This window comes from Flavobacterium defluvii (assembly GCF_900129555.1).
Taxonomy (GTDB): domain Bacteria; phylum Bacteroidota; class Bacteroidia; order Flavobacteriales; family Flavobacteriaceae; genus Flavobacterium; species Flavobacterium defluvii.
The window spans coordinates 252237-275063 of record NZ_FQWC01000001.1; the positions used below are offsets into that span (position 1 = coordinate 252237).

General features: G+C 32.5%; 23 protein-coding genes. 12 read left to right on the top strand and 11 right to left on the bottom strand.

Annotated features, from left to right (window positions below):
- Positions 1–53: 53 nt before the first annotated feature.
- From BUC29_RS01165 to murI, 3 genes are all read left to right on the top strand, one after another.
- Positions 54–1088, top strand: a complete 1035-nt coding sequence (locus BUC29_RS01165; RefSeq protein ID WP_073412578.1) for an OmpH/Skp family outer membrane protein — start codon at positions 54–56, stop codon at positions 1086–1088.
- A 14-nt stretch (positions 1089–1102) separates the two neighbouring features.
- A complete protein-coding gene (locus BUC29_RS01170; protein ID WP_208610039.1) occupies positions 1103–1606 on the top strand; it encodes an OmpH/Skp family outer membrane protein in 504 nt (167 codons plus the stop codon).
- 148 nt (positions 1607–1754) lie between these two features.
- Positions 1755–2531: a glutamate racemase gene (gene murI, locus BUC29_RS01175; protein WP_073412580.1), complete on the top strand. Its 777-nt coding sequence runs from the start codon at positions 1755–1757 to the stop codon at positions 2529–2531.
- A 3-nt stretch (positions 2532–2534) separates the two neighbouring features.
- Here the strand turns inward: murI and BUC29_RS01180 are convergent, their stop codons facing one another.
- Together BUC29_RS01180 and BUC29_RS01185 are read right to left on the bottom strand one after the other, a co-directional pair.
- Positions 2535–3773 (bottom strand): BamG family beta-barrel-assembly machinery protein, encoded by a 1239-nt coding sequence (locus BUC29_RS01180; protein ID WP_073412581.1) that lies wholly within the window; start codon positions 3771–3773, stop codon positions 2535–2537.
- On the bottom strand, positions 3773–5101 hold the full coding sequence (locus BUC29_RS01185) for a DUF4270 family protein (protein WP_073412582.1): 1329 nt from the start codon (positions 5099–5101) through the stop codon (positions 3773–3775). Before BUC29_RS01185 ends, BUC29_RS01180 begins: the two co-directional genes overlap by 1 nt.
- A 282-nt stretch (positions 5102–5383) precedes the next feature.
- Here BUC29_RS01185 and BUC29_RS01190 point away from each other — a divergent pair, with 282 nt between their 5' ends.
- The 5 genes from BUC29_RS01190 (at position 5384) to BUC29_RS01210 (ending at position 9439) form a co-directional block, all read left to right on the top strand.
- Positions 5384–6169, top strand: a complete 786-nt coding sequence (locus BUC29_RS01190; protein WP_244160731.1) for a DUF6268 family outer membrane beta-barrel protein — start codon at positions 5384–5386, stop codon at positions 6167–6169.
- A gap of 15 nt (positions 6170–6184) precedes the next feature.
- The gene (locus BUC29_RS01195; protein ID WP_073412584.1) at positions 6185–7189 is read left to right on the top strand and encodes a Kelch repeat-containing protein; all 1005 of its coding nucleotides are present in this window, start codon (positions 6185–6187) and stop codon (positions 7187–7189) included.
- The gene (locus BUC29_RS01200; protein ID WP_073412585.1) at positions 7179–7508 is read left to right on the top strand and encodes a DUF4907 domain-containing protein; all 330 of its coding nucleotides are present in this window, start codon (positions 7179–7181) and stop codon (positions 7506–7508) included. Before BUC29_RS01195 ends, BUC29_RS01200 begins: the two co-directional genes overlap by 11 nt.
- Positions 7509–8603, top strand: coding sequence for a sensor histidine kinase (locus tag BUC29_RS01205; protein WP_073412586.1), 1095 nt, complete (start codon positions 7509–7511; stop codon positions 8601–8603).
- A gap of 119 nt (positions 8604–8722) precedes the next feature.
- The gene (locus BUC29_RS01210; RefSeq protein ID WP_073412587.1) at positions 8723–9439 is read left to right on the top strand and encodes a LytR/AlgR family response regulator transcription factor; all 717 of its coding nucleotides are present in this window, start codon (positions 8723–8725) and stop codon (positions 9437–9439) included.
- Here the strand turns inward: BUC29_RS01210 and BUC29_RS01215 are convergent, their stop codons facing one another.
- Positions 9440–9958 (bottom strand): gamma carbonic anhydrase family protein, encoded by a 519-nt coding sequence (locus tag BUC29_RS01215; RefSeq protein WP_073412588.1) that lies wholly within the window; start codon positions 9956–9958, stop codon positions 9440–9442.
- 10 nt (positions 9959–9968) lie between these two features.
- Positions 9969–10958, bottom strand: coding sequence for a PorP/SprF family type IX secretion system membrane protein (locus BUC29_RS01220; protein WP_073412589.1), 990 nt, complete (start codon positions 10956–10958; stop codon positions 9969–9971).
- 143 nt (positions 10959–11101) lie between these two features.
- On the opposite strand from BUC29_RS01220, the gene BUC29_RS01225 reads away from it, so the two are divergent.
- From BUC29_RS01225 to BUC29_RS01235, 3 genes are all read left to right on the top strand, one after another.
- Positions 11102–12001, top strand: coding sequence for a NifU family protein (locus tag BUC29_RS01225; protein ID WP_073412590.1), 900 nt, complete (start codon positions 11102–11104; stop codon positions 11999–12001).
- Between the two features lie 132 nt (positions 12002–12133).
- On the top strand, positions 12134–12406 hold the full coding sequence (locus BUC29_RS01230) for a hypothetical protein (protein WP_073412591.1): 273 nt from the start codon (positions 12134–12136) through the stop codon (positions 12404–12406).
- 90 nt (positions 12407–12496) lie between these two features.
- The gene (locus tag BUC29_RS01235; protein ID WP_073412592.1) at positions 12497–13309 is read left to right on the top strand and encodes a mechanosensitive ion channel family protein; all 813 of its coding nucleotides are present in this window, start codon (positions 12497–12499) and stop codon (positions 13307–13309) included.
- Positions 13310–13316: 7 nt separating this feature from the next.
- Here BUC29_RS01235 and tsaB read toward each other — a convergent pair whose 3' ends face one another.
- From tsaB to BUC29_RS01270, 7 genes are all read right to left on the bottom strand, one after another.
- On the bottom strand, positions 13317–13988 hold the full coding sequence (tsaB, locus tag BUC29_RS01240) for a tRNA (adenosine(37)-N6)-threonylcarbamoyltransferase complex dimerization subunit type 1 TsaB (RefSeq protein WP_073412593.1): 672 nt from the start codon (positions 13986–13988) through the stop codon (positions 13317–13319).
- A 55-nt stretch (positions 13989–14043) separates the two neighbouring features.
- Entirely contained in the window at positions 14044–15333 is a 1290-nt protein-coding gene (locus BUC29_RS01245) for an efflux RND transporter periplasmic adaptor subunit (RefSeq protein WP_073412594.1), read from the bottom strand.
- A gap of 6 nt (positions 15334–15339) precedes the next feature.
- Complete coding sequence (locus tag BUC29_RS01250) at positions 15340–16791, bottom strand: TolC family protein (RefSeq protein ID WP_073412596.1); 1452 nt, start codon at positions 16789–16791, stop codon at positions 15340–15342.
- A gap of 80 nt (positions 16792–16871) precedes the next feature.
- The gene (locus BUC29_RS01255; protein ID WP_073412598.1) at positions 16872–17990 is read right to left on the bottom strand and encodes an efflux RND transporter periplasmic adaptor subunit; all 1119 of its coding nucleotides are present in this window, start codon (positions 17988–17990) and stop codon (positions 16872–16874) included.
- Positions 17991–18028: 38 nt separating this feature from the next.
- Positions 18029–19294, bottom strand: a complete 1266-nt coding sequence (locus tag BUC29_RS01260; protein WP_073412600.1) for an ABC transporter permease — start codon at positions 19292–19294, stop codon at positions 18029–18031.
- Positions 19295–19296: 2 nt separating this feature from the next.
- Entirely contained in the window at positions 19297–20541 is a 1245-nt protein-coding gene (locus tag BUC29_RS01265) for an ABC transporter permease (protein WP_073412602.1), read from the bottom strand.
- Entirely contained in the window at positions 20534–21235 is a 702-nt protein-coding gene (locus tag BUC29_RS01270) for an ABC transporter ATP-binding protein (protein ID WP_073412604.1), read from the bottom strand. Before BUC29_RS01270 ends, BUC29_RS01265 begins: the two co-directional genes overlap by 8 nt.
- A 178-nt stretch (positions 21236–21413) precedes the next feature.
- Between BUC29_RS01270 and BUC29_RS01275 the strand changes: the two genes are divergently transcribed.
- A complete protein-coding gene (locus BUC29_RS01275) occupies positions 21414–22820 on the top strand; it encodes a DUF4403 family protein (RefSeq protein ID WP_073412606.1) in 1407 nt (468 codons plus the stop codon).
- Positions 22821–22827 lie beyond the last annotated feature (7 nt).

Below are 22827 nucleotides of genomic sequence, written 5' to 3' on the forward strand. Positions count from 1 at the left end.
TTATTACAAAGTTTAGTACATTTGGTTAAAAATTTTGAAATAAACGTAATGTTATGAAGAAACAAGTTTTATTTATATTTTTAGCCTTGATTGTAGCAAATACAAGTCAGGCACAAGGTAAGACGACAAGGATTGGTTACATCGACATGGAATATATTTTAGAGAACGTTGCTGATTATAAAGAAGCAAAAGCTCAACTAGAGATAAAAGCTCAAAAGTGGAAACAAGAAATAGAAGCCAAAAAACTAAACATCAATACTCTTAAGGAAAATCTTAAAGCCGAAAAAGCTTTATTGACTAAAGAATTAATTGATGAAAGAGAAACAGAAATTAAGTTTCTTGAAAATGAAATGCTGGATTATCAACAAAAGCAATTTGGTGCTGACGGAAATTTAATCAGACAGAAATCAGCATTGGCAAAGCCAATTCAGGATCAGGTTTTTACAGCCGTCCAGGATATTGCAGAAGCTAAAAATTATGATTTTATTTTTGATAAATCATCCGATTTGACAATGCTTTTCAGCAATAAAAGATTTGATATCAGCGATCAGGTTATACGTATTTTAAACCGAACTGATAAAAGAGAACAATTGAATAAAAAACAATTGAAAGATCAGGAAGCAAAAGAAAGCAAGGAAAATGCAATTGATGAAAATCCTGCAATGGCTGATCGTCAAAAAGCATTAGACGAAAAGAGAGCTGCCAGAGAAAAGCTTATTGAAGACAGAAGACTGGAACAAGAAGCTAAGAAAAAAGAATACGATGACAGACGTAAAGCTCTTCAGGCAGAAAGAGAAGCGAAAAAAAATGGCACGGTTTCTGAAACTGCAAAACCAGCAGATGCTTCAAAAACAGCTGAAACGTCTAAGTCAACTGAAGCAGCTAAAACTGGTGAAACAGCAAAACCTGCCGCAACGACAACTGAAACAACAGAACCAGTTGTAGATAAGGCTGCTGAAAGACAAAAGCTTTACGAACAGCGTAAAAAAGAATTAGAAGAAAGAAGAAAAAAGATACTCGAAGAACGAGAAGCGGCTAAAAAAGCAAAAGAGGCCGAAACACAAAAAACAAATACGACCAATAATTAATTAATATTTTAAAAATGATGAAACAAATCAAAACTTTACTAATTGCTGCAATGCTTATTTTAGGAGCAAGTAACACAATGAACGCACAGGCGAAGGTTGCCCATGTTGATGTTAGCGAGATTATGTCGAAAATGCCTGCTATGTTAGATGCTCAAAATCAACTGCAAAAATTAAGTGGTACATATGATGCTGAATACAAAAAAATGGTTGATGAATATCAAACTAAAATCAAAAAGTATGAAGCAGAAGCTGCAACTGTAACTGAGGCTGTAAACGGAGATCGTTCTAAAGAAGTGCAGGATATGCAAAAAAGAATCGTTGACTACAGAGACAACGCTCAAAAAGAACTTCAACAAAAAGAAACTGATATCGTAAAACCTTTAATGGAAAAAGTAAGAGCTTCTATCCAAAAAGTTGGAAAAGCTAAAGGTTTCCAATACGTTTTAGACGGTTCTACTCTATTATTAGCAGACGGTCCAAACATTACTGCTGATGTTAAAAAAGATTTAGGATTCTAATAAACGAATTCTTTTAATTAAAACTGCTTAAATTTTAAAATTTAAGCAGTTTTTTTTTACATTTAATTAAAATTAAATTTCATTAATACTCGCAGATTTCAGTTAAATTGGAATATAATTTTATTTCAAAAAATATTAATTTTGCATTATGACAAACAATAATCCTATAGGTGTTTTTGACTCTGGTATTGGAGGAACTTCAATCTGGAAAGAAATTCACGATTTACTTCCAAACGAAAAAACAATCTATTTAGCAGATAGCAAAAATGCTCCATACGGTCAAAAAACAAAAGAAGAAATTGTTGCCCTAAGCAAAAAAAATGTCGAATTTTTATTAGAAAAAAATTGCAAATTAATTGTCGTAGCATGTAATACAGCTACAACAAATGCAATACGCGAACTTCGTAATGATTATGATATTCCCTTTATAGGAATTGAACCTGCAATAAAACCTGCTGCCAACAATTCAAAAACACAAGTTATTGGCATTTTGGCCACAAAAGGAACATTAAACAGCGAGTTGTTTAATAAAACAGCTGAAATGTTTCAGCACACTACAATTATCGAACAAGTTGGTTACGGCTTAGTTCAGTTAATTGAAGACGGTAATTTATATTCGCCGGAAATGACTCAGTTATTAGAATCTTATTTACAGCCAATGATTGATGCTAATATTGATTATTTGGTTTTAGGCTGCAGTCACTATCCATACCTGATTCCTCAAATTAAAAAAATACTTCCGGATCACATTAAAATTATTGATTCTGGTGAAGCCGTAGCAAGACAAACACAAAACATCCTGCGTGAAAAAGTTGGTTTTACAGACGCATTGCATAATGATCCTGAATTTTATGTCAATTCAAATCCCGCAGTGTTAAAATCTATTTTGGAAAATAAATATCCCGTAATCGAAAAAGAATTTTAATCACTATTCAAATTTTCGTTTTACAAACCAAATTCCGTCTAACGATAAATTAAGAGATATTTTATGGTAGTTCTCTTTAATTAAATCATTTGAAATTCTGCCCTTTTGTCCGTATGAATATGAAATATTAAGAGACGAAAGAGAATTTTCGATTGGTAGTTTAATTCCAACAGATATTGAAGCATTATTAACTCTTTTGCCGTCTATTTCGAGATATCCTGTATCAAAATTCGCTACGGCAAAATATTGAATTCTATCCCAATATCTTCTAAAATTCTTGTTTTCATCAAGATAAGCTAATCCAAGTGCAAATCTGTCCTGATTTACATATTCTCCGTATAAATCTGATTGTTTTACATCTTTCCATAAACTTTTTTGGTAATCAAATGTTACGTTTAAAGCTTTTTTAAACTTTTTACTAACTCCTACTCCTATTTCTAAAGGCATGTAATAATCGTCAACTTCAGAAGCAATATCCGATTCAATAGAACCATAAACATTATCGGTAATTGTTTCTACAGATTGTACTTTTGATCCTTTAATTTGAGCGGGCAATTTAATAGTTGTTCCAATCGTAAACGTAGAATCGATTTTATACTGGCTTCCTATAGTGGCACGAAGTCCGTTATAATCTGTTTTCTTATGAATATTTGTAATTGAATTTAAAATTGTAAAAGTGCGATCGTCAACAATATTACCGAATAATAAAGCAGCCGAAGCTCCAACAGTTAACTTTTCATTTAAACGATACCCATATGAAAAATCAAAATTATTCAGTCCGCCAGAACCACCGGCAGTTAAATAATATGATTCATTACTATCTAAAATAGGAAGTTTTAGATTTGAAATTTTGTAAGATGCACTTGAATATGGGCGTAATGCAATACTAAATCCTGATTTCTTCGTAATAGGAAATGCTAAAGCAAAGTGAGAAAACTGAAAATTGTTGCGCTTCTCGCTTTTTGAACCGCTTTGATAAGTGGTTGCTATCGCTTTTCCTCCTACATCAAGCATAAAATGATTGAGGGGAATAAAACCAAGCGAAGCAGGATTCAAATTATTAATAAAATCGGTAGATGGTAAAGCTATTCCTGAAGAACCCATTGAGGGAATAGATCCGAAATCTGAATCATATAAACTCCCTACACCATATAAAGAATATGGAGAGCTTGATATACTTTGAGAAAATGAGGCAGACGACATTATAATGAAGCAGCTCAAAAAAAATATTTTATTTTTCATTAGTATGAGATGTAATAAACCTTAATTTGAATTTTGTTATCTGCGTGTTTCTGATCTCCCAAAACAAGTCTGTTTACGGATTTTGATATTCCTGGTAAGGTTAAGATTAATGCCGATCTCGAATCTGAAGCTTTGAGCATTTCTTTTTGCAGAAAACTTCCCAATGGAATAGTATAACCCAGGTTTTCATTAAATTCGTCACTTTTCTTGTTTAGAATTCCGTAAACGGCTGAACCAGCTGCATTTTGAAGAGAACCGCTAATTCTGTTTAAGTTATCTCCAACATAAACCTTTAGAGAATCTGCCAATGGATATTTATCTGAATAAGAATTATTAACAGGTTTTATAAATAACTGTGCATCAACAATTGCCCCTTTGCTAGAAATATTTTTAAGCTGTTTTATATTAGGAAAATCAATTCGGCAGGCTACTCCTGTTCCTGATTGTATAAATCCTTGTTTATTGGTTAAGGAACTTGAAAGTCTTTGACTCGAAATAGGCAGATTTTGGATTAAAGTACCGGTTTTATCGAGAGAAATAGAATTAAATTGTGTTGACGCATTTGACATCAAAAAATCAATAAAAAAAGAATCTGCTTCGGTATCATTCTGGTATTTGGAATAATAAAGTCTGACTTTGCTTTTAGACGAACTAAACCCAATTACACTTGATGAACTTGTAGTTGAAGGAACAAGAACCAATCCTTTTAAATACTCTTTAAATTCATCTAATCCAGTGATTTCTCTCTTCTTTATTTTTTGAAAAAGAGCGTCTCCAAAAGCATCGTTCATTCTAATATTAATAGAGTCTTTTTCTATTGGACGAGGTTTATATGAAATGGTTCCCAGACTTTCATCGCTATAAGTCAAAGTTGAATTATTGTAAAAACTATCATCATCAGTGTTAGGTTTTACTTTTTGTGTTAATCTGTGAATATCAAATTTCTGAACCTGAGTTGTATCTCCGTAATAATAATTATCGTACTTCAAAATCATCGAAATAGAGTCAAAAACAAAATTTACAGCTTCAGTATCAGAACCTGAATTATTCAACGCATATGAACTCCCCGATAGTTGAAAATACCCATTTGATTTTACTTTACCGAAAACAGGATCATCATAATTACCAATCAAAATACGACTCTGACCTGAAGTAACGAGCGAATCAAAATTTATTGTAGACATTTCGACCGTAACCGTATCGACCATAACAACTTTATTATTCAGGGATAAATAATCCGAACCCACAACAAATTCGCCAGCATCTGTATCGGTGCCGCATGAAAATAACGTAAAAGCAAAAAACAATAGAAATAAAATCTTGCGCATAATCAATATTTTTGAGCAAATATAAAAGGCGAACTTCTGCACAGCACTATAACATATACAGTCTAGGTTTTTTCGACTATAAAAGCCCCAAAAACATCTACAATAGATTTATGTAAATAAATATTTCATTCGACCATAAAAACCACCATTTTGTCTATCAAAAAGGGGCATACATATATCTTCTTTTTTTTAAAACCTTCTCCAACCTACTTTTGAACCAATAAAGAAGTAATGAAAATAAGGTTAATAATTTGTTCGGTTTTTTTTGTGTCATTTCTAAATATGAAAGCGCAGGAAAAATTTTCGGTAAACATGAATTTAAAAACAGAACCTACTGATAATATAAATTTTACCGAAACAAATGTTGGGTTATTATTTAGCAAAGAAATAAATCCAAAAAGCCGTATAACAAATACATTAGAATATTCAAATTTGAATTTAAACTACGATTTAGATAAATATGAACCGTTTCAGGAATTAGATCAGTTTCAAAAAATTCAAAACAAATTTGAATTTTCGCATCAAATATCAAATGCAACAAAATTAAATTTTGGAATTACACCTGGATTTAATTTCCAGCAAAATTTAAGCTTTTCTGATTTTACACTTTTAGGAAATTTTGAAATATCACAGCAATTAAGTTCAAAAACAACAATAAGTATTGGAGCAGCGAGAACAAGCATTTTTGGAAATCCTAAATTTCTGCCTTTTGCATCAATAAATTATAAGCCAAACGATCAAACTAATTTACTGATAGGATTTCCAAATTCTGCTATTTCTTATTCAAATAATATTAGAAACAAGTTTAGTTTAAATAACAGTTTTAACGGAAGTTTTTACAATATTCAAAACAGCATAAATCAAAATGCTTCAAAAGCAGTTTTATCTCAAATGACAACATCATTTGAATATGAAAGAAATGTTGATAAAAACTGGTTTTTAAATTTTAAAGCCGGATATGATTTTGATAAAAAATACAAATTAACCGATGATCATAACCATACCCTTTATGATTTTAATATAAGTAACGGATACGTTTTAGGAATAGGCATCAAATACAAACAATAAATAAATTAATACACTATGAATAATCTAAAAAAAGGAATATTATTCGCTACCCTGCTTTCGAGCTTGTTTTTTGTAAGCTGCAGCAACGACGATGAAGATGAATTAGTAGGAAACTGGATAAAAAAATCGGCGTTTGACGGTCCTGCAAGATCTAGTGCAACATGTTTTGTTATTGGAGACTTTGCTTATATCGCAACAGGTTATACCGGAGACGAATATTTAAAAGATTTATGGGCTTATAACTCAACTGGAGATTACTGGGAACAAAAAGCAAATTTTACAGGAGTAGGAAGAAGTTCTGCATCTGCTTTTACATTAAATGACAAAGGTTATGTTGGCCTTGGTTATGATGGTACAAATAAACTAAAAGATTTCTATCAATACGACCCAACTAGCAACAGCTGGACTCAAAAAGCAGATTTTGCCGGAACAGGACGCTACGGTGCTGTAGGTTTTCAGGCTGGAGGAAAAGCATTTTTTGGAACTGGTTACGATGGTAATTATTTAAAAGATTTTTATCAATATGACGATCAGGCTAATACATGGACACTAGTAAACGGCTTTAGCGGTAATAAAAGACGCAACGCAACGGTTTTTGTAATTTCTGATAAAGCATATTTAGTTACCGGAGTTAATAATGGTGTGTATCAGGAAGATTTCTGGGAATTTAATCCTGCAACTGATACATGGACAAGAAAAAGAGATATCGATAAAGATACAAATGATGATTATTCCTGGAATGATGACTATGCTATCACAAGATCAAACGCTTCTAGTTTTTCTATGAACGGATTGGGATATGTTGTAGGCGGAGAAAACATTAAAACTGTTTGGGAGTATAATCCTTCTACAGATCTTTGGGAAGAAAGAACTGCCATGGAGGGGGCAACAAGAACTGATGCTGTAGGTTTTGCCATTAACAATCGTGGATTTTATATGTTAGGAAGAGTTGGTTCGACTTATTATGATGATGCCTGGGAATTTAGACCACAAGATGAACAAAGCGACGATGATAATTAATAGTACACAATTCTTCTGGAGTAAAATCCAGAAGAATTTATTGTTTTTGATTCTTGTTTTATTAATGGCTTCCTGTACAAAAAAAGAAGTCTTAAAAACAGAATCATTTAGAACAAAATCGGGCTGGGGATATTCAATTTCTTATAAAAATAAAATCATCATTAAACAATCGATTATTCCTGTTGTAAGTGACAATAAAAGTTTTGCATCAGAAGAAGATGCATTAAAAACGGCTCATTTAGTTGTAGACAAACTCAAACATAACTTATCGCCAACAATAAGCAAAAATGAATTAATTTTATTAAAAATAAAATTATAAATGAAACTAGACGCCATTAAAAATACAAACTCAAATAAAATCCTGTTTCATGGTATACTCTGGGTTTTCTTTATTCTGACATCTTTAATTCAGTTTTATGAAAGCCCGTTTAGAATCAGTAATGATTTTTATGTACAATGGGCAACAGGAATTTTATTGTTTTATCTGAATTATTTTTATTTGGTGCCTGCCCTTCTTTTACAAAAAAAATATTGGAAGTATTTTCTTTTCATTTTTGTTATTATCTCGGTTTTTATGATCATCCGGATTAATTATTTTATTCCGGAGTTCAGGCATGCAAGACCCCGGATGTTTCCTCCCGAGGCCATTAATCTTTATAAAAATCACAGAGGCAGAGTGATGATGACAGCAGCAAAACAGCCCTTATTTTTTAAAATTGGACCATCGTTTTTCTATATTTTAATTATTACAATAAGTGCAGTTATTAGAACATTAACAGAGTTTTACAATAATCAGCAAAATAAATTAATCGCCGAAACACACCGAACAAATACTGAATTGATATATCTGCGTAAGCAAACCAATCCGCATTTTTTATTCAATTCCTTAAATAGTATTTATTCCCTGGCACATAAAAAATCTGATTTGGTTCCTGATGCCATCGTAACTTTATCTGAATTAATGCGCTATATGCTTTATGAAACAGATAACAAAACGGTGGCTTTAGAGAAAGAAATCAATTACATTCAAAATTATATAGAACTGCAAAAACTTAGGCTTAATAATATTGAAGACATTGTAATAAACGTACACGGGAATACCAAAAACAAGTTTATTGAACCTTTGCTTTTGATTTCTTTTGTAGAAAATGCCTTTAAATACGGAACTGATTATAAAGGCGCAACGCATGTAAAAATTAAGATATTTATTTCAGAAAACAATCTTGATTTTTGGATTGAGAATACTATCGAAAACTATGAAAAAGATCCTGAAAATTCAGGAATTGGTCTTGTAAATATTCAAAGCCGACTTGATTTGCTTTATCCTGACGCACATGAATTAACTATAAATCAGGATAATAAATTTTATCGCGTTCATCTAAGTCTTAAACTGGATGAAATTAAAACGCCATAAATTTTATTCAGATAATTTTAAAACTTAGTTAAGCTTTTTATGATAATTTTAAAACTTAATTGATTGGTTTAAAACTACTTTTGACTGCCAAAAACAATTTAAAACTTAATTTATAACAGATGAAATGTGTAATTATAGACGATGAACCTTTAGCAGTTGAATTATTAGAAGATTTTGTAAGCAAAGTTGATTCGCTAGAATTGTTAAATACTTTCAACAATGCCATTGATGCTGTTTCGTACATCAATCAGAACAATGTTGATTTAATTTTTCTGGACATTCAAATGCCGCATTTCTCCGGAATAGATTTTCTAAATACAATAGAAAAAAAACCTTTAGTCATTTTTACAACTGCTTATTCTGATTATGCTGTAGAAGGCTTTAATCTTGGCGCAGTCGATTATTTGGTAAAACCAATTCCGTTTCATCGTTTTTTAAAATCGGTTGTCAGAGCACAGCAAATTAATAATCCTGCTGCGACAGTTCAGGCAATTGCTGAAAACATTACAACTCCTGAAGCCGAACAGGATTTTATGTTTGTAAGAGCCGAATATGAAAACGTAAAAATGAATTTCTCTGATATTTTATTTATCGAAGGATTAAAGGATTACGTAAAAATTTATACGACAGATAATAAATTCACACTAACTTTAATAAGCTTAATTAAACTCGAAAACCTGCTCTCTAATAAAGGTTTTTCACGCATTCACAGATCGTACATTATCAATATAAAACACGTAAAATCTATTCAGAAAAATAAAGTTTTGATAAGTGACAAACGAATTCCTATTAGTGAAAGTTATAAAAATGCTTTCTTCGAAAAGATCAATTTATAATTATTCCTCGTTTTTAAACCAGCCGGAATACATTACGTAATTATTTGAAATACGCTCGATTTCACCAGCAAAATCAGATTGGTCAATATCTTTAACTTTTTTAGCAGGAACGCCCGCAAAAATAGTTCCTGAAGGTACAACCGTATTTTGAGTTAAAACTGCTCCGGCAGCAATTATCGAATTACTTTCGACAATGCAGTTATCCATAACAATAGATCCCATACCAATTAAAACATTGTCATGAATCGTACATCCGTGAACAATGGCATTATGTCCTATTGAAACATTGTTTCCTATAATTGTTGGGTGCTTTTGATACGTACAGTGAATTATAGCTCCGTCCTGAATGTTTACTTTATTTCCTATTTTAATAAAATGTACATCGCCGCGAACCACTGCATTAAACCACACGCTGCAAGATTCACCAAAAGTAACATCGCCAACTATAGTTGCATTTTCGGCCACATAACAATCTTCCGGGATAGAAGGTGATTTTCCGTTTACAGATTTAATAAGCATAACAAATTTTTTAATTAATTGCCGGACAATTACAATCGTAACGTTCTTTTCGACAAAATAAATTTACACCCAAAGTGATCTGATGATATCCTCCGGTATCAAATTTTACGTCTCCCATAACCTGAGAGTAAGTATAAGCAAACATAAAGTTTTTAAAATTAACACCTACAATTGGGGTAAAATATTGCAATTTTTGAGAAGAAACACCACTTCCTGAACTAAACTCAGCTCCATCAAAGCTTCTTCTGTACGATAAAGCGGCCCACAAACTTCCGAAATCTAAATTCTTATACGCCTTTAAGTTTAAGTCAATAGATTTTTCTTTTGTCTGATCAAATAATTGAAATAAAACAGACGGTTCCCAAGTAATCTTATCTCTTTTACCAAAAACATAACCTGCACTCAAAAGGTATTTTCTTAAATTATCACTTTCATAATCAGTATATAATTCTCTTCTGGTTTCAAGAACGCCCTGAACTGTTGCATGAACATAAAAATCAAGATAATTATAAGATGCTCCTATATCTAAATTGAAATAAGAATCTTTTTGAATCGAACCAAAAACAATTGGATCAAAAGTGCCGCCAAATTTTGTTTCATCTAACTGATTCTGAATCAATCCTCCGCTAATACCAAAAGAAAGCTGATTTAAATCGACCTCGTCTCTCGAAAATAAAATATGGTGCGCGTAAGTAAGTTTAACTCCTTTTTCAGAATGGTAACCGTTTTTATCATTAAAAACAATAATTCCGGCTCCAGAACGCTCTCCTACTCTACCATTAAAACTTAAGGTTTGAAGAGAAGGAGCGTCTTCTTGTCCAAACCACTGTTTTCTGGCTGTTAATCTGATTTTTGCACAATTTGCTGCCCCAGCCATTGAAGGGTGAATCAAATAGTAGTTATCAGACAAATAATCTGAATAAACCGGGATTCCTTCTTGTGAATATGTATAAAAAGATGTTATTAAAAAAACAATTAATAACCTGATTTTTAATTTCATGATGGGTGGTTAGTTAGTCTAATTTTTTCACTCTTAATAATTTCGTACGAATTATCTCGAAAGAGTCTTAATTATTTTATTAAAAAACCAAATATAGGTAATAGTAGAAAATAACTTTAGTAAATTTGCAAAAAATTACTACCATGACAAAAATCACTATAAAAGAAACACAAAATCCTACTATTTTAAAGTTCGAATTTGAAGATTTCATTACTCAAAATCAAAACTTTGAGTTCAAAAATATCGACGAAGCAAATGCTTCGCCTTTAGCACAGCAATTGTTTTACCTTCCGTTTGTTAAAACCGTTTATATTTCAGGGAATTTCATTGCAATCGAAAGATACAGCATTGTAGACTGGAATGATGTAAAAGAAGATGTTGCAGAGCAGATTGCAGCATTTGTAGACAAAGGCGGAGTTATTATAAAAGCTGACGAAAACAAAGCTAAAAAACATCCTATTACAGTTTACGGAGAAACAACTCCAAACCCTGCTGCTTTAAAATTTGTTGTTAGCAGAATGCTGACTAGAAATGCTGTAGAATATAAAAACATTGACCAGACAGCTTCTTCACCGCTGGCTCAGGAATTATTCAAATTCCCTTATGTGAAAGAAGTATTTATTGATGAAAATTACATTTCGGTTACTAAATACGAAATCAACGACTGGTCTGAAATTACTCTGGAATTAAGAACATTTATCAAGCAATTTATCGAAAACGGAGGAACTGTTTTAGACGAAAGTTTAATCCAGACTACTACTAAAAATGATGTTGCAAAAGATGAGGCTTTTGATAAACTTGATGTTACGTCTCAGCAAATCATTAATATTCTTGAAGAATATGTAAAACCTGCAGTTGCTGCCGATGGTGGAAATATCGCTTTTGACTCTTATAACGAAGATGACAAAACGGTAAAAGTTATTTTACAAGGTGCCTGCAGCGGTTGCCCTTCATCTACATTTACTTTAAAAAGCGGTATCGAAAATATGCTGAAAAGTATGCTGAATGATGAAGCTATTAAAGTTGAAGCTTTGAATGCATAAAATTTAAATTTAGATAAAAAACAGAAGCGCCTCAATTGAGGCGTTTTTTTATATCAATTAATTAATGAGAAATTAAATTGTTTTTCTCTAAAAATAATTAATATTGTAATCGTAACTAATCAATTTAAAACCATGGGATTATCATCATTTTTTAGCAATTTATTCGGTTCTGCCAAAGAAACTACAGCAGATTTGGCTCATGAAGCCGAAAACACTTTTGAAGAAGTTAAAGAAGCTGCAGAACCTATACTTGAAAATGCCGCTGATTTAATTAATGATGTATTTGATTCTATAAAAGAAGTGATTTCAGAAAATACAAATCCTGATTACGAACTTGTATCTGAAACGGTTGTTGATGTAAGCGAAGACGGCGTAACCGAATCAGACTCAGAAGAAGAGAAGTAATTCTAACTCTTTTCATATAAAAACAAAATATATTTATATTTGCAGCATTAATTTACCTTCTCTTAGAGAAGGTTTTTTTATTCAAAAAATATGTACATCAATCCCGAACAGTTTAGTAATTACGCAACAAAATTTATCAATATTTTAATTGATTATTCGCCAAAATTAATTTCGGCATTTTTAATTTTATTTGTTGGTTTATATGCGATTCGATTAATCAATAGAGTAATTAGAAAAATTATGGTTAAGAGAAATCTTGACCCAACTTTGACAAAATTCCTTGCCGATATTTTATTGTGGGCACTTCGAATTTTATTATTTGTAACCTTCATTTCAAAACTCGGAATTGAAACTTCTTCATTTGTTGCCATTTTAGGTGCAATGGGGCTTGCAGTTGGTTTATCATTGCAGGGTTCGCTTTCAAATTTTGCCGGCGGAATGCTGATTATTGTTTTTAAACCTTTTAAAGTAGGTGACACCATCGAAGCGCAAGGCGTTATAGCTACGGTTTTAGAAATTCAGATTTTTGTAACCAAAATGTTGACAGGAAATAATCAAACCGTTTTTGTTCCTAATGGAGCTTTGTCAAACGGAACAATTATTAATTATTCGATGCAGGGAGAAAGAAGAGCTGATTTGACATTCTCTGTTTCTTATGATTCTGATATTAAAAAGGCAAAAGAAGTTCTATTGGATGTTTTAAATAAAAATCCAAAAGTACTTAAAAAGCCTGCACCGGAAGTTTTTGTGAAAAATTTATCGGCAAGTTCTGTAGATTTTGCAGTTCGTCCGTGGGCAAAAAATGTAAATTATGGAGCTGTTTTTTCTGAAACTTTAGAGAATTGTAAAACCGCTTTAGACGAAGCAGGAATTTCTGTTCAGCCGTTTACGCTTCAAAAATAAAAAACTATTACTGCTTTTTAGGCAGAGTCATCATAAAATCTTTTAAATAATAAGGTTCAAAGTAAGCGACATCTACAGTGTCGCTTTTTTGATACTTGTCATAACTGATTTTACTCATTTCACCTGCCGAAGGATATTTAATTTCTTCAAGAAAAATAAAGTTATCTTTAGTTAAAACCGGTTTGCATTTTTCGGCGCAATCTCCCACGAAATAGAGTTTTTCTGTATAATTTGAAAAAGAATCTTCTGTAATAACTTCAGCCTGAATTCCTCTTTCAACTTTTAAATCAGTATTAAAAATTTCGCTGTAAACTTCCATCCTTCTGGCATCCAGCATTGAAATAATTTTACCTTCTGAAACATTGGCTTTTGATGCCAAAGTCTGTAAAGTATCAACCGCAATAAGCGGAATATTTAATGCAAAACACAATCCTTTTGCTGCCGAAACGCCAATTCGTAAACCTGTATAAGAACCAGGCCCCTGACTTACTGCAACAGCATTTAAATCCTGAACTGAAATTCCAGATTCTGCAATAACTTCTTCAATAAAAACATGAAGTTTTTCGGCATGTGAATAGCCCTCTTCAGCAATTTCTTTACAGAGAACAGTTTCTCCATTTTTTGCAATTGAGACTGAACAGTTTTTGGTAGCGGTTTCTATATTGAGAATAAAAGACAATGTGTGTAATTTTTAAATTATTTTGTCAGGCTGAGCGAAGTCGAAGCCTCATTACTTATTTCTTAGGAGCGTCGGCTTTTTTTAGTTTTACTTTATCACCCGAATTTAATTCTTTTGATACGGTTGTATAAGGTCCGGTAATTACCACATCGCCCGGTTTCAATCCAGACATTACTTCAATATTGGTATCGTCCTGAATTCCTGTTTTGATAATTCTGATTTTGGCTTTGTCCCCAACTTTTACAAAAACACATTCAAATTTTTTGTCGCTTTTTGGAACTGTTTTTTTCTCATTTGGATCTTCAACTGTAAAATCTTTTACGGCTGTTGTATCCGATTTTACAACAACAGAACTAATAGGCACAGCCAGAACATTGTTTTTAGTCGTTGTGATAATATCAACAGTAGCGGTCATTCCTGGTCTGAAAGGAGAATAGGCTTCTGGCTTTCCTTCCAATAAATCCTGATATGAATCTTTTAAAATACGAACTTTAACTTTGAAATTTGTAACCTGATCGGATGTTAATGTTGTGCTTGCAGAGTTTGAAATGCTGGTTACAACTCCTTTAAATTTCTTTTTTAAATAAGCATCGACTTCAACATTTGCTTCGTCTCCAATCTTAATTTTTACAATGTCATTTTCGTTTACATCAACTTCAACTTCCATATTATTAAGATTGGCAACTCTTAAAAGCTCTGTTCCTGCCATTTGCTGCGTTCCTAAAACACGCTCGCCAAGCTCCACATTTAATACTGAAATTGTACCATCTGCAGGAGCATAAATTGTGGTGCGGCCTAAATTATCTCTAGCCTCTGTTACTGATGCCGAAGCACTCTGAACATTATAATAAGAAGATTGTTTTGTAGCCTTTGCAACTTCATAAGTCGAAATGGCTTTATCCCAATCTGATTTTGAAATTACACCTTTTTCATAAAGTGTTTTATTACGTTCATAATTTGCTTTTGCTTCTTTAAAACTGGCTTCAGACTGCACTAATCCGGCTTTTGTTCCTGATAAATTAGCTACCGATCTTTCTAATCCTGATGTATATAAATCAGGATTTATTTTTACCAGCAAATCTCCTTTTTTTACAACTTGGCCTTCTTTTACATTTAGTGCAATAATTTCACCGGAAACCATAGATGAAAGTTTTACTTCGATTTCTGGCTGGATTTTTCCAGTTGCCGAAACCGTTTCAACGATTGTCGAAGCGACAACTTTTGATGTTTCTACTTCTTTTCCTTCATCTCTGTTTCCTATTACTCCTGCTTTGGAAAGTCCTATTAATGCTGCAATGACAACTAAGACCGCACCAACTAAGAAGTAAACTGTTTTTTTTGACATAATAAATTATTTTGTAATAATTGGAACTATTGGAATTCCGAAATAAAATTCAAGTATTTTAATTTTAAACATGTAATCGTATTTCGTTCTAATAACGTCAGATTGGGCATTTGTAAGCAAAGTTTGTGCTTGAGTAAAATCAAATGAATTCATTAAACCAACATCATATTTTTCTTTAGCATAATTGTATGCCTGCTGTCTGGCTTCTAAAGTAACTGTCGCAGATTCATATGTATTTAAAGCGCCTTTTGCATCTGTAAATGCAGTATAAACATTACGCTGCAAATCTAAACTTTTTTGCTCTAAATCTATTTTAGATTTTTCTAAACTTACTTTATTTCTTTCAACATTGTTTCTGGTAGAGAAACCATTAAATATTGGTACTGATAACTGTAATCCAAAAGACTGCCCTTTATTATCTTTAAACTGATCCAAAATAGGAGCAGCATTTCCTAAAACCGGAGAGTAATTGTCTTGTAAAACTGCTTGATTTGTCCCCTGAACATATCCAATTTGAGAAGTTGGGTTTGCAGTATTTATAGTCGATCCTGTAATAATATCAGAATAACTTGCTCTTGTATTAAAGTTATAGAAAGCGCTTAAAGTTGGCTGATAAGCTCCTCTGGCAATTGACACATTTTTCTCTGCGATCTCCAGATTTGTTTGTGCTAATTTTAGCTCTGTTCTAGTTTCTTTTGCTTTGTTATAAATATCAATTGGACTTTGTGCCATGATATTATTTTCATCCTCAAGATTTGTATCATCTTTTACATCAAAATCTGCAAACTCTTTTAACTGTAAAAGCTGAGCTAAACTTAATTTTGAAATCAATAAATTATTTTCGGCAACGGTAATATTTTGTTTATCTGTTGCTACAGTAGCTTTTAGATCAAATAAATCTCCGCGAGGAATTGTTCCAGCATTTACCATTTCTTCAGAACGAGACAAGCGTTTCTCATCAATCGTTAACTGTTCCTGTCTTACTTTCAGATTCTCTTTATTAGACAAAATCTGCAAAAAAGCACTTGCGACATTTAATGAAATATCTTCCTGCATTTTTAACAATTGATATTTAGAAGCAACAATCGAAAGATTAGCTCTTCTCAATGTATTTTGATTTTGAAGTCCTTTATAGATATCAACCCCAACAGAAGCTCCAACAGAAGAATATTGTGTTGTCTGGTTTTCAAGCAAACCTGTTGTAATATTCTGGTTCAAACCAATATTCCATGAATGTGAAGCATTTGCATTAACCGAAGGAAGATAATTACCTACTGCGCTTTTCTTATCTATCGCTGCACTTTTTAAATCAAGTTCTGTCAGCTTAATCGTGATATTATTATCTAATGCGTATCGCACACATTCTTCCAGTGTCCATTGTTTTGTTTGTGCATGGCCGGCCAATCCAAAACCAAACAACATTGCAAAAACAAGACTATTATATTTATTTATTTTCATATACTTTGAATGAAAGCGCAGTAAACCAGACTACGCAAATTTAACATTTTTTAAAACCAAAAACCTTCTACAATTTCAGATTACTTTTTCTCTTCTTTTTCATCAATTAAACCCTGATTCCAGATTTTAATTTTATCAGTGTTTTTGATTCCGCTTTTAACCTGAACATAAATTCCGTCGCTAACACCTAGAACCAAATCTCTTCTTTGAAATTTCTGAGGAGCTGTTTCTACTTCAACATACGGTTTTTGAGTTTTTTTATCAAACTGAACTAATGATTCTTTTATAGCCAGAACTTTATCTGCTTTTTCAAGAATAATAGATGCATTTGCGCTCAATCCAGCTCTAATAAATGTTTCATCTTTGTTTTCTAATCTAGCTTTTATTTCAAACTGAATGGCTCCGTTTTCTACAACTCCTTTTGGTGCAATATCAGTTAAAACTGCTTCAAATTTTTTGTTTTCGATAGCTCCAACGGTGATTTCAATTGGCATTTTTTCTTTGATTTTTCCAACCTCAGATTCGTCAATTTTTCCAATAAAAATCATTCTTCCCACATCGGCAACACTTGCAATTGTAGTTCCTTCGTTAAAATTATTACTTTCAATAACCTGATTTCCTACTTTTACGGGAACCTGTAAAACCATTCCGTTTACTGTAGAACGAATCAATGTATTTGCATAACTTCCTAATGATGAAGTTGTTCCTGTTTTTACAATATCTAAACTTTGTTTTGCTGCCAGGTAAGTTTGTTTTGCCTGATTGTAAGCAACCTGAGCCGCATCAAAATCATTTGCTGAAATTACATCTTTTTCAAACAATGTTTTTTGTCTCTTATAAATTCTTTTCTGATTATCTAAAGCGATTTTAGCAGTCTGAACCTGATTTTGTGTACTGCTTACATTCGAAACGTTTGCTACAACTCGAATTTTAGCAATCATATCCCCGGCTTTGATTTTTTCTCCGGCTTTAATATAAACTTCTTCAATAATACCTGAAATATTTGGTTTGATTAGGACCTCTTCATCAGGCTGAATGTTACCAGTCGCAATTGTATTTTTTACGATTGTTTTGATTTCTGCTTTCTCCGTTTTAAAGATAACTGGTGATTCCTGATTTTTCGCGTATAAATAGTAAAGTGCGCCAAAAAAGACAATAGCAATTAAAATTAAAATGGTTACGGTTACTCCTTTTTTCATTTTGTTTTCGGTTTAATCGATTATTTTGATTGATAATTTTATTCTGTTCGTAAAGCATCTACCGGCTTTACATTAATTGCGGTCTGCGCCGGAATAAATCCTGCCAGCAAACCAGATCCTACTAATATTATTAAAGCAACAAATACAACTCCTAAATCTACACTAGGATTAGCAAACATAGTGTCGTTGCCGGGCGGCATCGAATCCAGTGCCATATTTAAAAGCGCAATAATTCCGGTCGCGACGGCAATACCAAACATTCCCGAAATGATGGTTAAGAATATAGATTCTGTCAAAATCTGTGATCGAATTGCGCCCGGTGTTGCTCCTAAAGCTCTTCTAATTCCAATTTCTTTTGTGCGTTCTTTAACCACAATAAGCATAATGTTTGAAATTCCAATTACTCCTGAAATTAAAACCAGTGTCCCAACGAAATAAGCAATGATTTTTAGAATATTAAATAAACTCTGTACTTTATTGAATTGTTCGTATAAATCAAAATTTCCAACTGCTCTGTCATCTGCAGGATTTATAGAATGAAGTCCTTTTATTATTTCCAAAATTTTAGGTTTCAGATCGGTAATTGAGGTTTCGTCTTTTGCTGTAAGCGCCATCCATCCCACTTTATCTCCGTAATTAAAAGCCTGTTGAAAAGTGGTAAACGGAATGAAAATATTTTTTTGTTCCTGCTCAGCATTTCCTCCTTGTTGTTTAGATTTATAAACACCAACAACCATAAAATTTATACCGTTGATTTTGATATAAGTCCCAACAGCTTCTTCCTCTTTCCCATACAATTCGCTGATAACCCCTTTCCCGATTATGGCAACTTTTCTCTTTCCTGAAATATCCTGCTGGTTTATAAATCTGCCCTGAATAATATCCATCGGCTGTTGTTTAATCAGCTCCGGATAATCTCCATAAATGGTAAATGCCGACGTTTTTGTTCCACGAACTACATTGTTTGTTCCGTTAAAATCGCCTAATTGATTTCTTGGTGAAACATATAATAAATCTGGCAGCGCTGCTTTTAAAGCTGTAACATCGCTATTTCTAAAATCGTATCTACGGGTTTTTGGAAGTCCTTTATAAGCTTTAGATGTTGTCTGACTCCACATAAACATGGTGTTTGTGGCAATTCCGTCAAATCCTTTTTTAATTCCGTTTTCCAAACCGTTTCCGGCAGCAAGTAAAATCACCAAAATAAAAATCCCCCAAAATACACCAAAAGCCGTCAGAATAGTTCTGAAAGGATTTGCCGTTAAGGCTTGTAAAATCTCGTCCCAATTATCTTTTTTAAACATAACTATTCGTCTCTAAGTGCTACAATAGGTTTAATTTTGGCCGCTCTGTAAGCCGGAAAAAATCCTGCTACTGCACCTGCAAATACAAGTAAAAATAATGTTGTTAAAGCCACACTAAAATCTACTTCAGGATTTCTAAAATATTCGCTTTGAACCATTGGCCCAACCAATTCTAATAATAACAAACTTGCCAGAAGTCCAACAAAACCTGCAATTGTAGTAATAAAAATGGATTCATGAAGAATCATCGAAATAATAGAAAATGGTGATGCACCAAGTGCTTTTCTAATTCCAATTTCTTTCGTTCTTTCTTTTACAATAATCAGCATGATATTACTCACACCAACCACTCCGGCTATAATGGTACAAATACCAACCCACCAGAAAAACAATCTGATATATAAATTTAAATCGTAAAATTGTTTTGCATCCTTAACCGAATTGTAAGCTCCAATTCCACTGTCATCATCTGGAGCAACCATATTTTTACTTTTTAATAAATCCTTTAAATCCTGAGTGAATTTTTCAGATTGCGCCAAAGCCTCATCATAATCATTTGTCTTTTTTAAAGTAAAAAACATATTACTGATTTTGTCTCCGGCTCCAAAAGTTCTTTGCACAGTAGTCAAAGGCAGATAAGCTCTTGCTTCTTCTCTTTCTCCTCCCGGATCTGTAAAAATTCCAATAACTTTAAAATTGATATTATTAATTTGAATTTCTTTACCAAGAGCATCCTGATCTTTAAACAAATCTGTTTTTATTTTCATTCCAATAGTGGCAACTTTTTCGTAATTTTCTAAATCTTTACTATTTACATAACGTCCCTGCACTATTGTTAAATTTTCAATTCCGCCATAATCTGGATTTACACCTCTGTATTGATAGTTTCCATTTTCTTTGCCATAAGAAAATTGAGCTCCCCAATAATTTTGTGTCGAGGCTCTTAGATCTAATTTGTCCTCAAATTTTTGAACAGATTGATTGTAATCACTATTTCTAAACTGTACTTGTCTTCCCGGATTTAGTCCTTTATATTCTTTTGTTGTTGTACCAGACCAAACTTCAATAATTCCGGCCGCATCACGCTCAAATTGTTTTTCGATACCGTTTTGAAGTCCTTTTCCAGCCCCCAGCAAAATCACCAAAATGAAGATTCCCGACGCCACCGAAATTCCTGTTAGAAAGGTTCGGAGTCGGTTTTTTGAAATGGCATCAAATATTTCCTGCCAGCGCTCAATATTAAACATAAGCTGAAGCTCTAACTTGTTCTACATATTTATCATCGATAATTAATCCGTCTTTCAGGACTACATTTCTTTTGCACATTGCAGCAATATCAGGTTCGTGTGTAACGATTAAAATTGTTTTTCCTTCATCGTTAATTCCCTGAATAAGTTCCATTACTTCATAAGAAGTTTTAGTATCTAAAGCTCCTGTAGGCTCATCTGCAAGCAGAACTTTTGGGTTTGAAGCCAATGCTCTTGCGATTGCTACACGCTGTTTTTGTCCTCCTGAAAGCTCATTTGGTAAATGATGAGAGTGTGAACCCAACCCTACTTTTTCAAGATATTTCATTGCAATTTCATAACGTTCTTTTCTCTTTACACCTTGGTAATACAAAGGCATAGCAACATTATCAAGTGCAGATTTATAATTGATCAAATTGAAAGACTGAAAAACAAATCCTAAAAATTTGTTTCTGTATTTTGAAGCTAAAGTTTCGTTTAATTTCTTAATTGGAGTTTTGTCTAAAATATAACTACCAGAATCGGCTTCGTCAAGAATTCCTAAAATGTTTAAAAGAGTCGATTTTCCAGATCCTGACGATCCCATAATCGCTACTAATTCTCCTTCGGCAATATTAAAGTTTATTCCTTTCAACACATGCAGCTCCGAACTTCCCATTTTATAGGATTTGTGCAAATCTTTAATTTCGATCATGGTATTGTTAAATTTTTAAAACAATAATAATATTTTTTATAAGTAATTTATGATAATAAAACGTTAATAATTATGTTTCATTATCTAGATAAGACGGAAGTTATAATCAAATGTTACACTTTCTCAGAATAAATTAATTGTTTTCTTAATTTTGCCTGACTTAAAAAAATCATTAAATATGAAATTTTTTTCCTTAATCTCAGTGTTTATGGTTACTGCTGTATTCGTAAGCTGTTCTACTTCTCAAAAATTAGAAACTTTAAAACCAGAGCCTGATGACGCGAGTCCATTAATTTATGATGCAAATCCATCGTTTATAAATCTGCCGATTACGGTTAAATTAAGCGATATTGAAAATCAAACAAATGCAATCTTAAACGGACTAATTTATGAAGATAATAATATCGAAGATGACGACATTGAGATAAAAATATGGAAACAGGCACCCATAAAAATTCAGAACGATCCTGCAAATCCCGATAAAAAAATCAAAACAATTCTTCCGCTAAAAGCTAATATTAAATACAGAATTGGAACCAAAAAACTCGGTATAGAACTTTATGATACACGAGAGTTTAATTTAAATGGTGTAATTACACTATCAAGTGAAGCAGCTTTAACAAACTGGAAATTAAATACTAAAACCGAATTCAAATCTTTAGACTGGAATGAAAGTCCAACGATGACTGTTTTTGGAAAAAATATGCCGATTACTTATTTGATAAACCCGGCTATTTCTATTTTTAAATCTAAACTGGAACACACAATTGATGACGCTATTGAAAAATCAATGGATTTTAAACCAAATGTTTTATCTGCTTTAGAAAAAATTTGTACACCTTTTCAAATGAGTGATACTTACGAAAGCTGGCTGAGAATTGTTCCTATCGAAATTTATTCAACCAATGCAAAATTAAAAAATGATTCGTTTTTGATGGAAATGGGAATGAAATGCAATATGGAAACCATCGTTGGCAAACAGCCCGAATCTAAATTTAATACCAGTAAAATTGTTTTGAAACCCGTTACCAAAGTCCCAAACCAGATTTCAGCTAACATTGCCGCCATTTCAAGTTATGTTGATGCTTCAAAAATAATGACTAAGAATTTTGCCGGACAGGAATTTGGTTCCGGAAGCAAAAAGGTAACCGTAAAAAATGTTTCCATCTGGCACAAAGACGGCAAAATGGTAATTGCGCTTGATGTTTTAGGATCTATAAACGGAACGCTTTATTTAAATGGATTTCCGCAATACAATCCTCAGACCAAAGAAATTTATTTTGATAAATTGGATTATGTTCTCGATACAAAAAGCAAATTAATGCGAACTGCAAACTGGCTTGCACAAGGTTATATTTTGAAGAAAATAGAAGAAAGCTGTCGATATTCAATCCAACCCAATTTAGAAGATGGAAAGAAAAATATGGCCGCTTATCTAAAGAATTATTCGCCAATGCCCGGCGTTTTTGTAAACGGAAAAATGGAAGATATTCAGTTTGATAAAATTCAATTAACCAATCAGGCAATTATAGCCTTTATCAAAATAAACGGAACTGTAAATGTTTCGGTAAACGGATTAAAATAAAAAAAGG

Coding starts and splice junctions, on each gene's coding strand:
- BUC29_RS01165 (WP_073412578.1), top strand. CDS start 54: ATGAAGAAACAAGTTTTATTTATATTTTTAGCCTTGATTGTAGCAAAT.
- BUC29_RS01170 (WP_208610039.1), top strand. CDS start 1,103: ATGATGAAACAAATCAAAACTTTACTAATTGCTGCAATGCTTATTTTA.
- murI (WP_073412580.1), top strand. CDS start 1,755: ATGACAAACAATAATCCTATAGGTGTTTTTGACTCTGGTATTGGAGGA.
- BUC29_RS01180 (WP_073412581.1), bottom strand. CDS start 3,773: ATGAAAAATAAAATATTTTTTTTGAGCTGCTTCATTATAATGTCGTCT.
- BUC29_RS01185 (WP_073412582.1), bottom strand. CDS start 5,101: ATGCGCAAGATTTTATTTCTATTGTTTTTTGCTTTTACGTTATTTTCA.
- BUC29_RS01190 (WP_244160731.1), top strand. CDS start 5,384: ATGAAAGCGCAGGAAAAATTTTCGGTAAACATGAATTTAAAAACAGAA.
- BUC29_RS01195 (WP_073412584.1), top strand. CDS start 6,185: ATGAATAATCTAAAAAAAGGAATATTATTCGCTACCCTGCTTTCGAGC.
- BUC29_RS01200 (WP_073412585.1), top strand. CDS start 7,179: ATGATAATTAATAGTACACAATTCTTCTGGAGTAAAATCCAGAAGAAT.
- BUC29_RS01205 (WP_073412586.1), top strand. CDS start 7,509: ATGAAACTAGACGCCATTAAAAATACAAACTCAAATAAAATCCTGTTT.
- BUC29_RS01210 (WP_073412587.1), top strand. CDS start 8,723: ATGAAATGTGTAATTATAGACGATGAACCTTTAGCAGTTGAATTATTA.
- BUC29_RS01215 (WP_073412588.1), bottom strand. CDS start 9,958: ATGCTTATTAAATCTGTAAACGGAAAATCACCTTCTATCCCGGAAGAT.
- BUC29_RS01220 (WP_073412589.1), bottom strand. CDS start 10,958: ATGAAATTAAAAATCAGGTTATTAATTGTTTTTTTAATAACATCTTTT.
- BUC29_RS01225 (WP_073412590.1), top strand. CDS start 11,102: ATGACAAAAATCACTATAAAAGAAACACAAAATCCTACTATTTTAAAG.
- BUC29_RS01230 (WP_073412591.1), top strand. CDS start 12,134: ATGGGATTATCATCATTTTTTAGCAATTTATTCGGTTCTGCCAAAGAA.
- BUC29_RS01235 (WP_073412592.1), top strand. CDS start 12,497: ATGTACATCAATCCCGAACAGTTTAGTAATTACGCAACAAAATTTATC.
- BUC29_RS01245 (WP_073412594.1), bottom strand. CDS start 15,333: ATGTCAAAAAAAACAGTTTACTTCTTAGTTGGTGCGGTCTTAGTTGTC.
- BUC29_RS01250 (WP_073412596.1), bottom strand. CDS start 16,791: ATGAAAATAAATAAATATAATAGTCTTGTTTTTGCAATGTTGTTTGGT.
- BUC29_RS01255 (WP_073412598.1), bottom strand. CDS start 17,990: ATGAAAAAAGGAGTAACCGTAACCATTTTAATTTTAATTGCTATTGTC.
- BUC29_RS01260 (WP_073412600.1), bottom strand. CDS start 19,294: ATGTTTAAAAAAGATAATTGGGACGAGATTTTACAAGCCTTAACGGCA.
- BUC29_RS01265 (WP_073412602.1), bottom strand. CDS start 20,541: ATGTTTAATATTGAGCGCTGGCAGGAAATATTTGATGCCATTTCAAAA.
- BUC29_RS01270 (WP_073412604.1), bottom strand. CDS start 21,235: ATGATCGAAATTAAAGATTTGCACAAATCCTATAAAATGGGAAGTTCG.
- BUC29_RS01275 (WP_073412606.1), top strand. CDS start 21,414: ATGAAATTTTTTTCCTTAATCTCAGTGTTTATGGTTACTGCTGTATTC.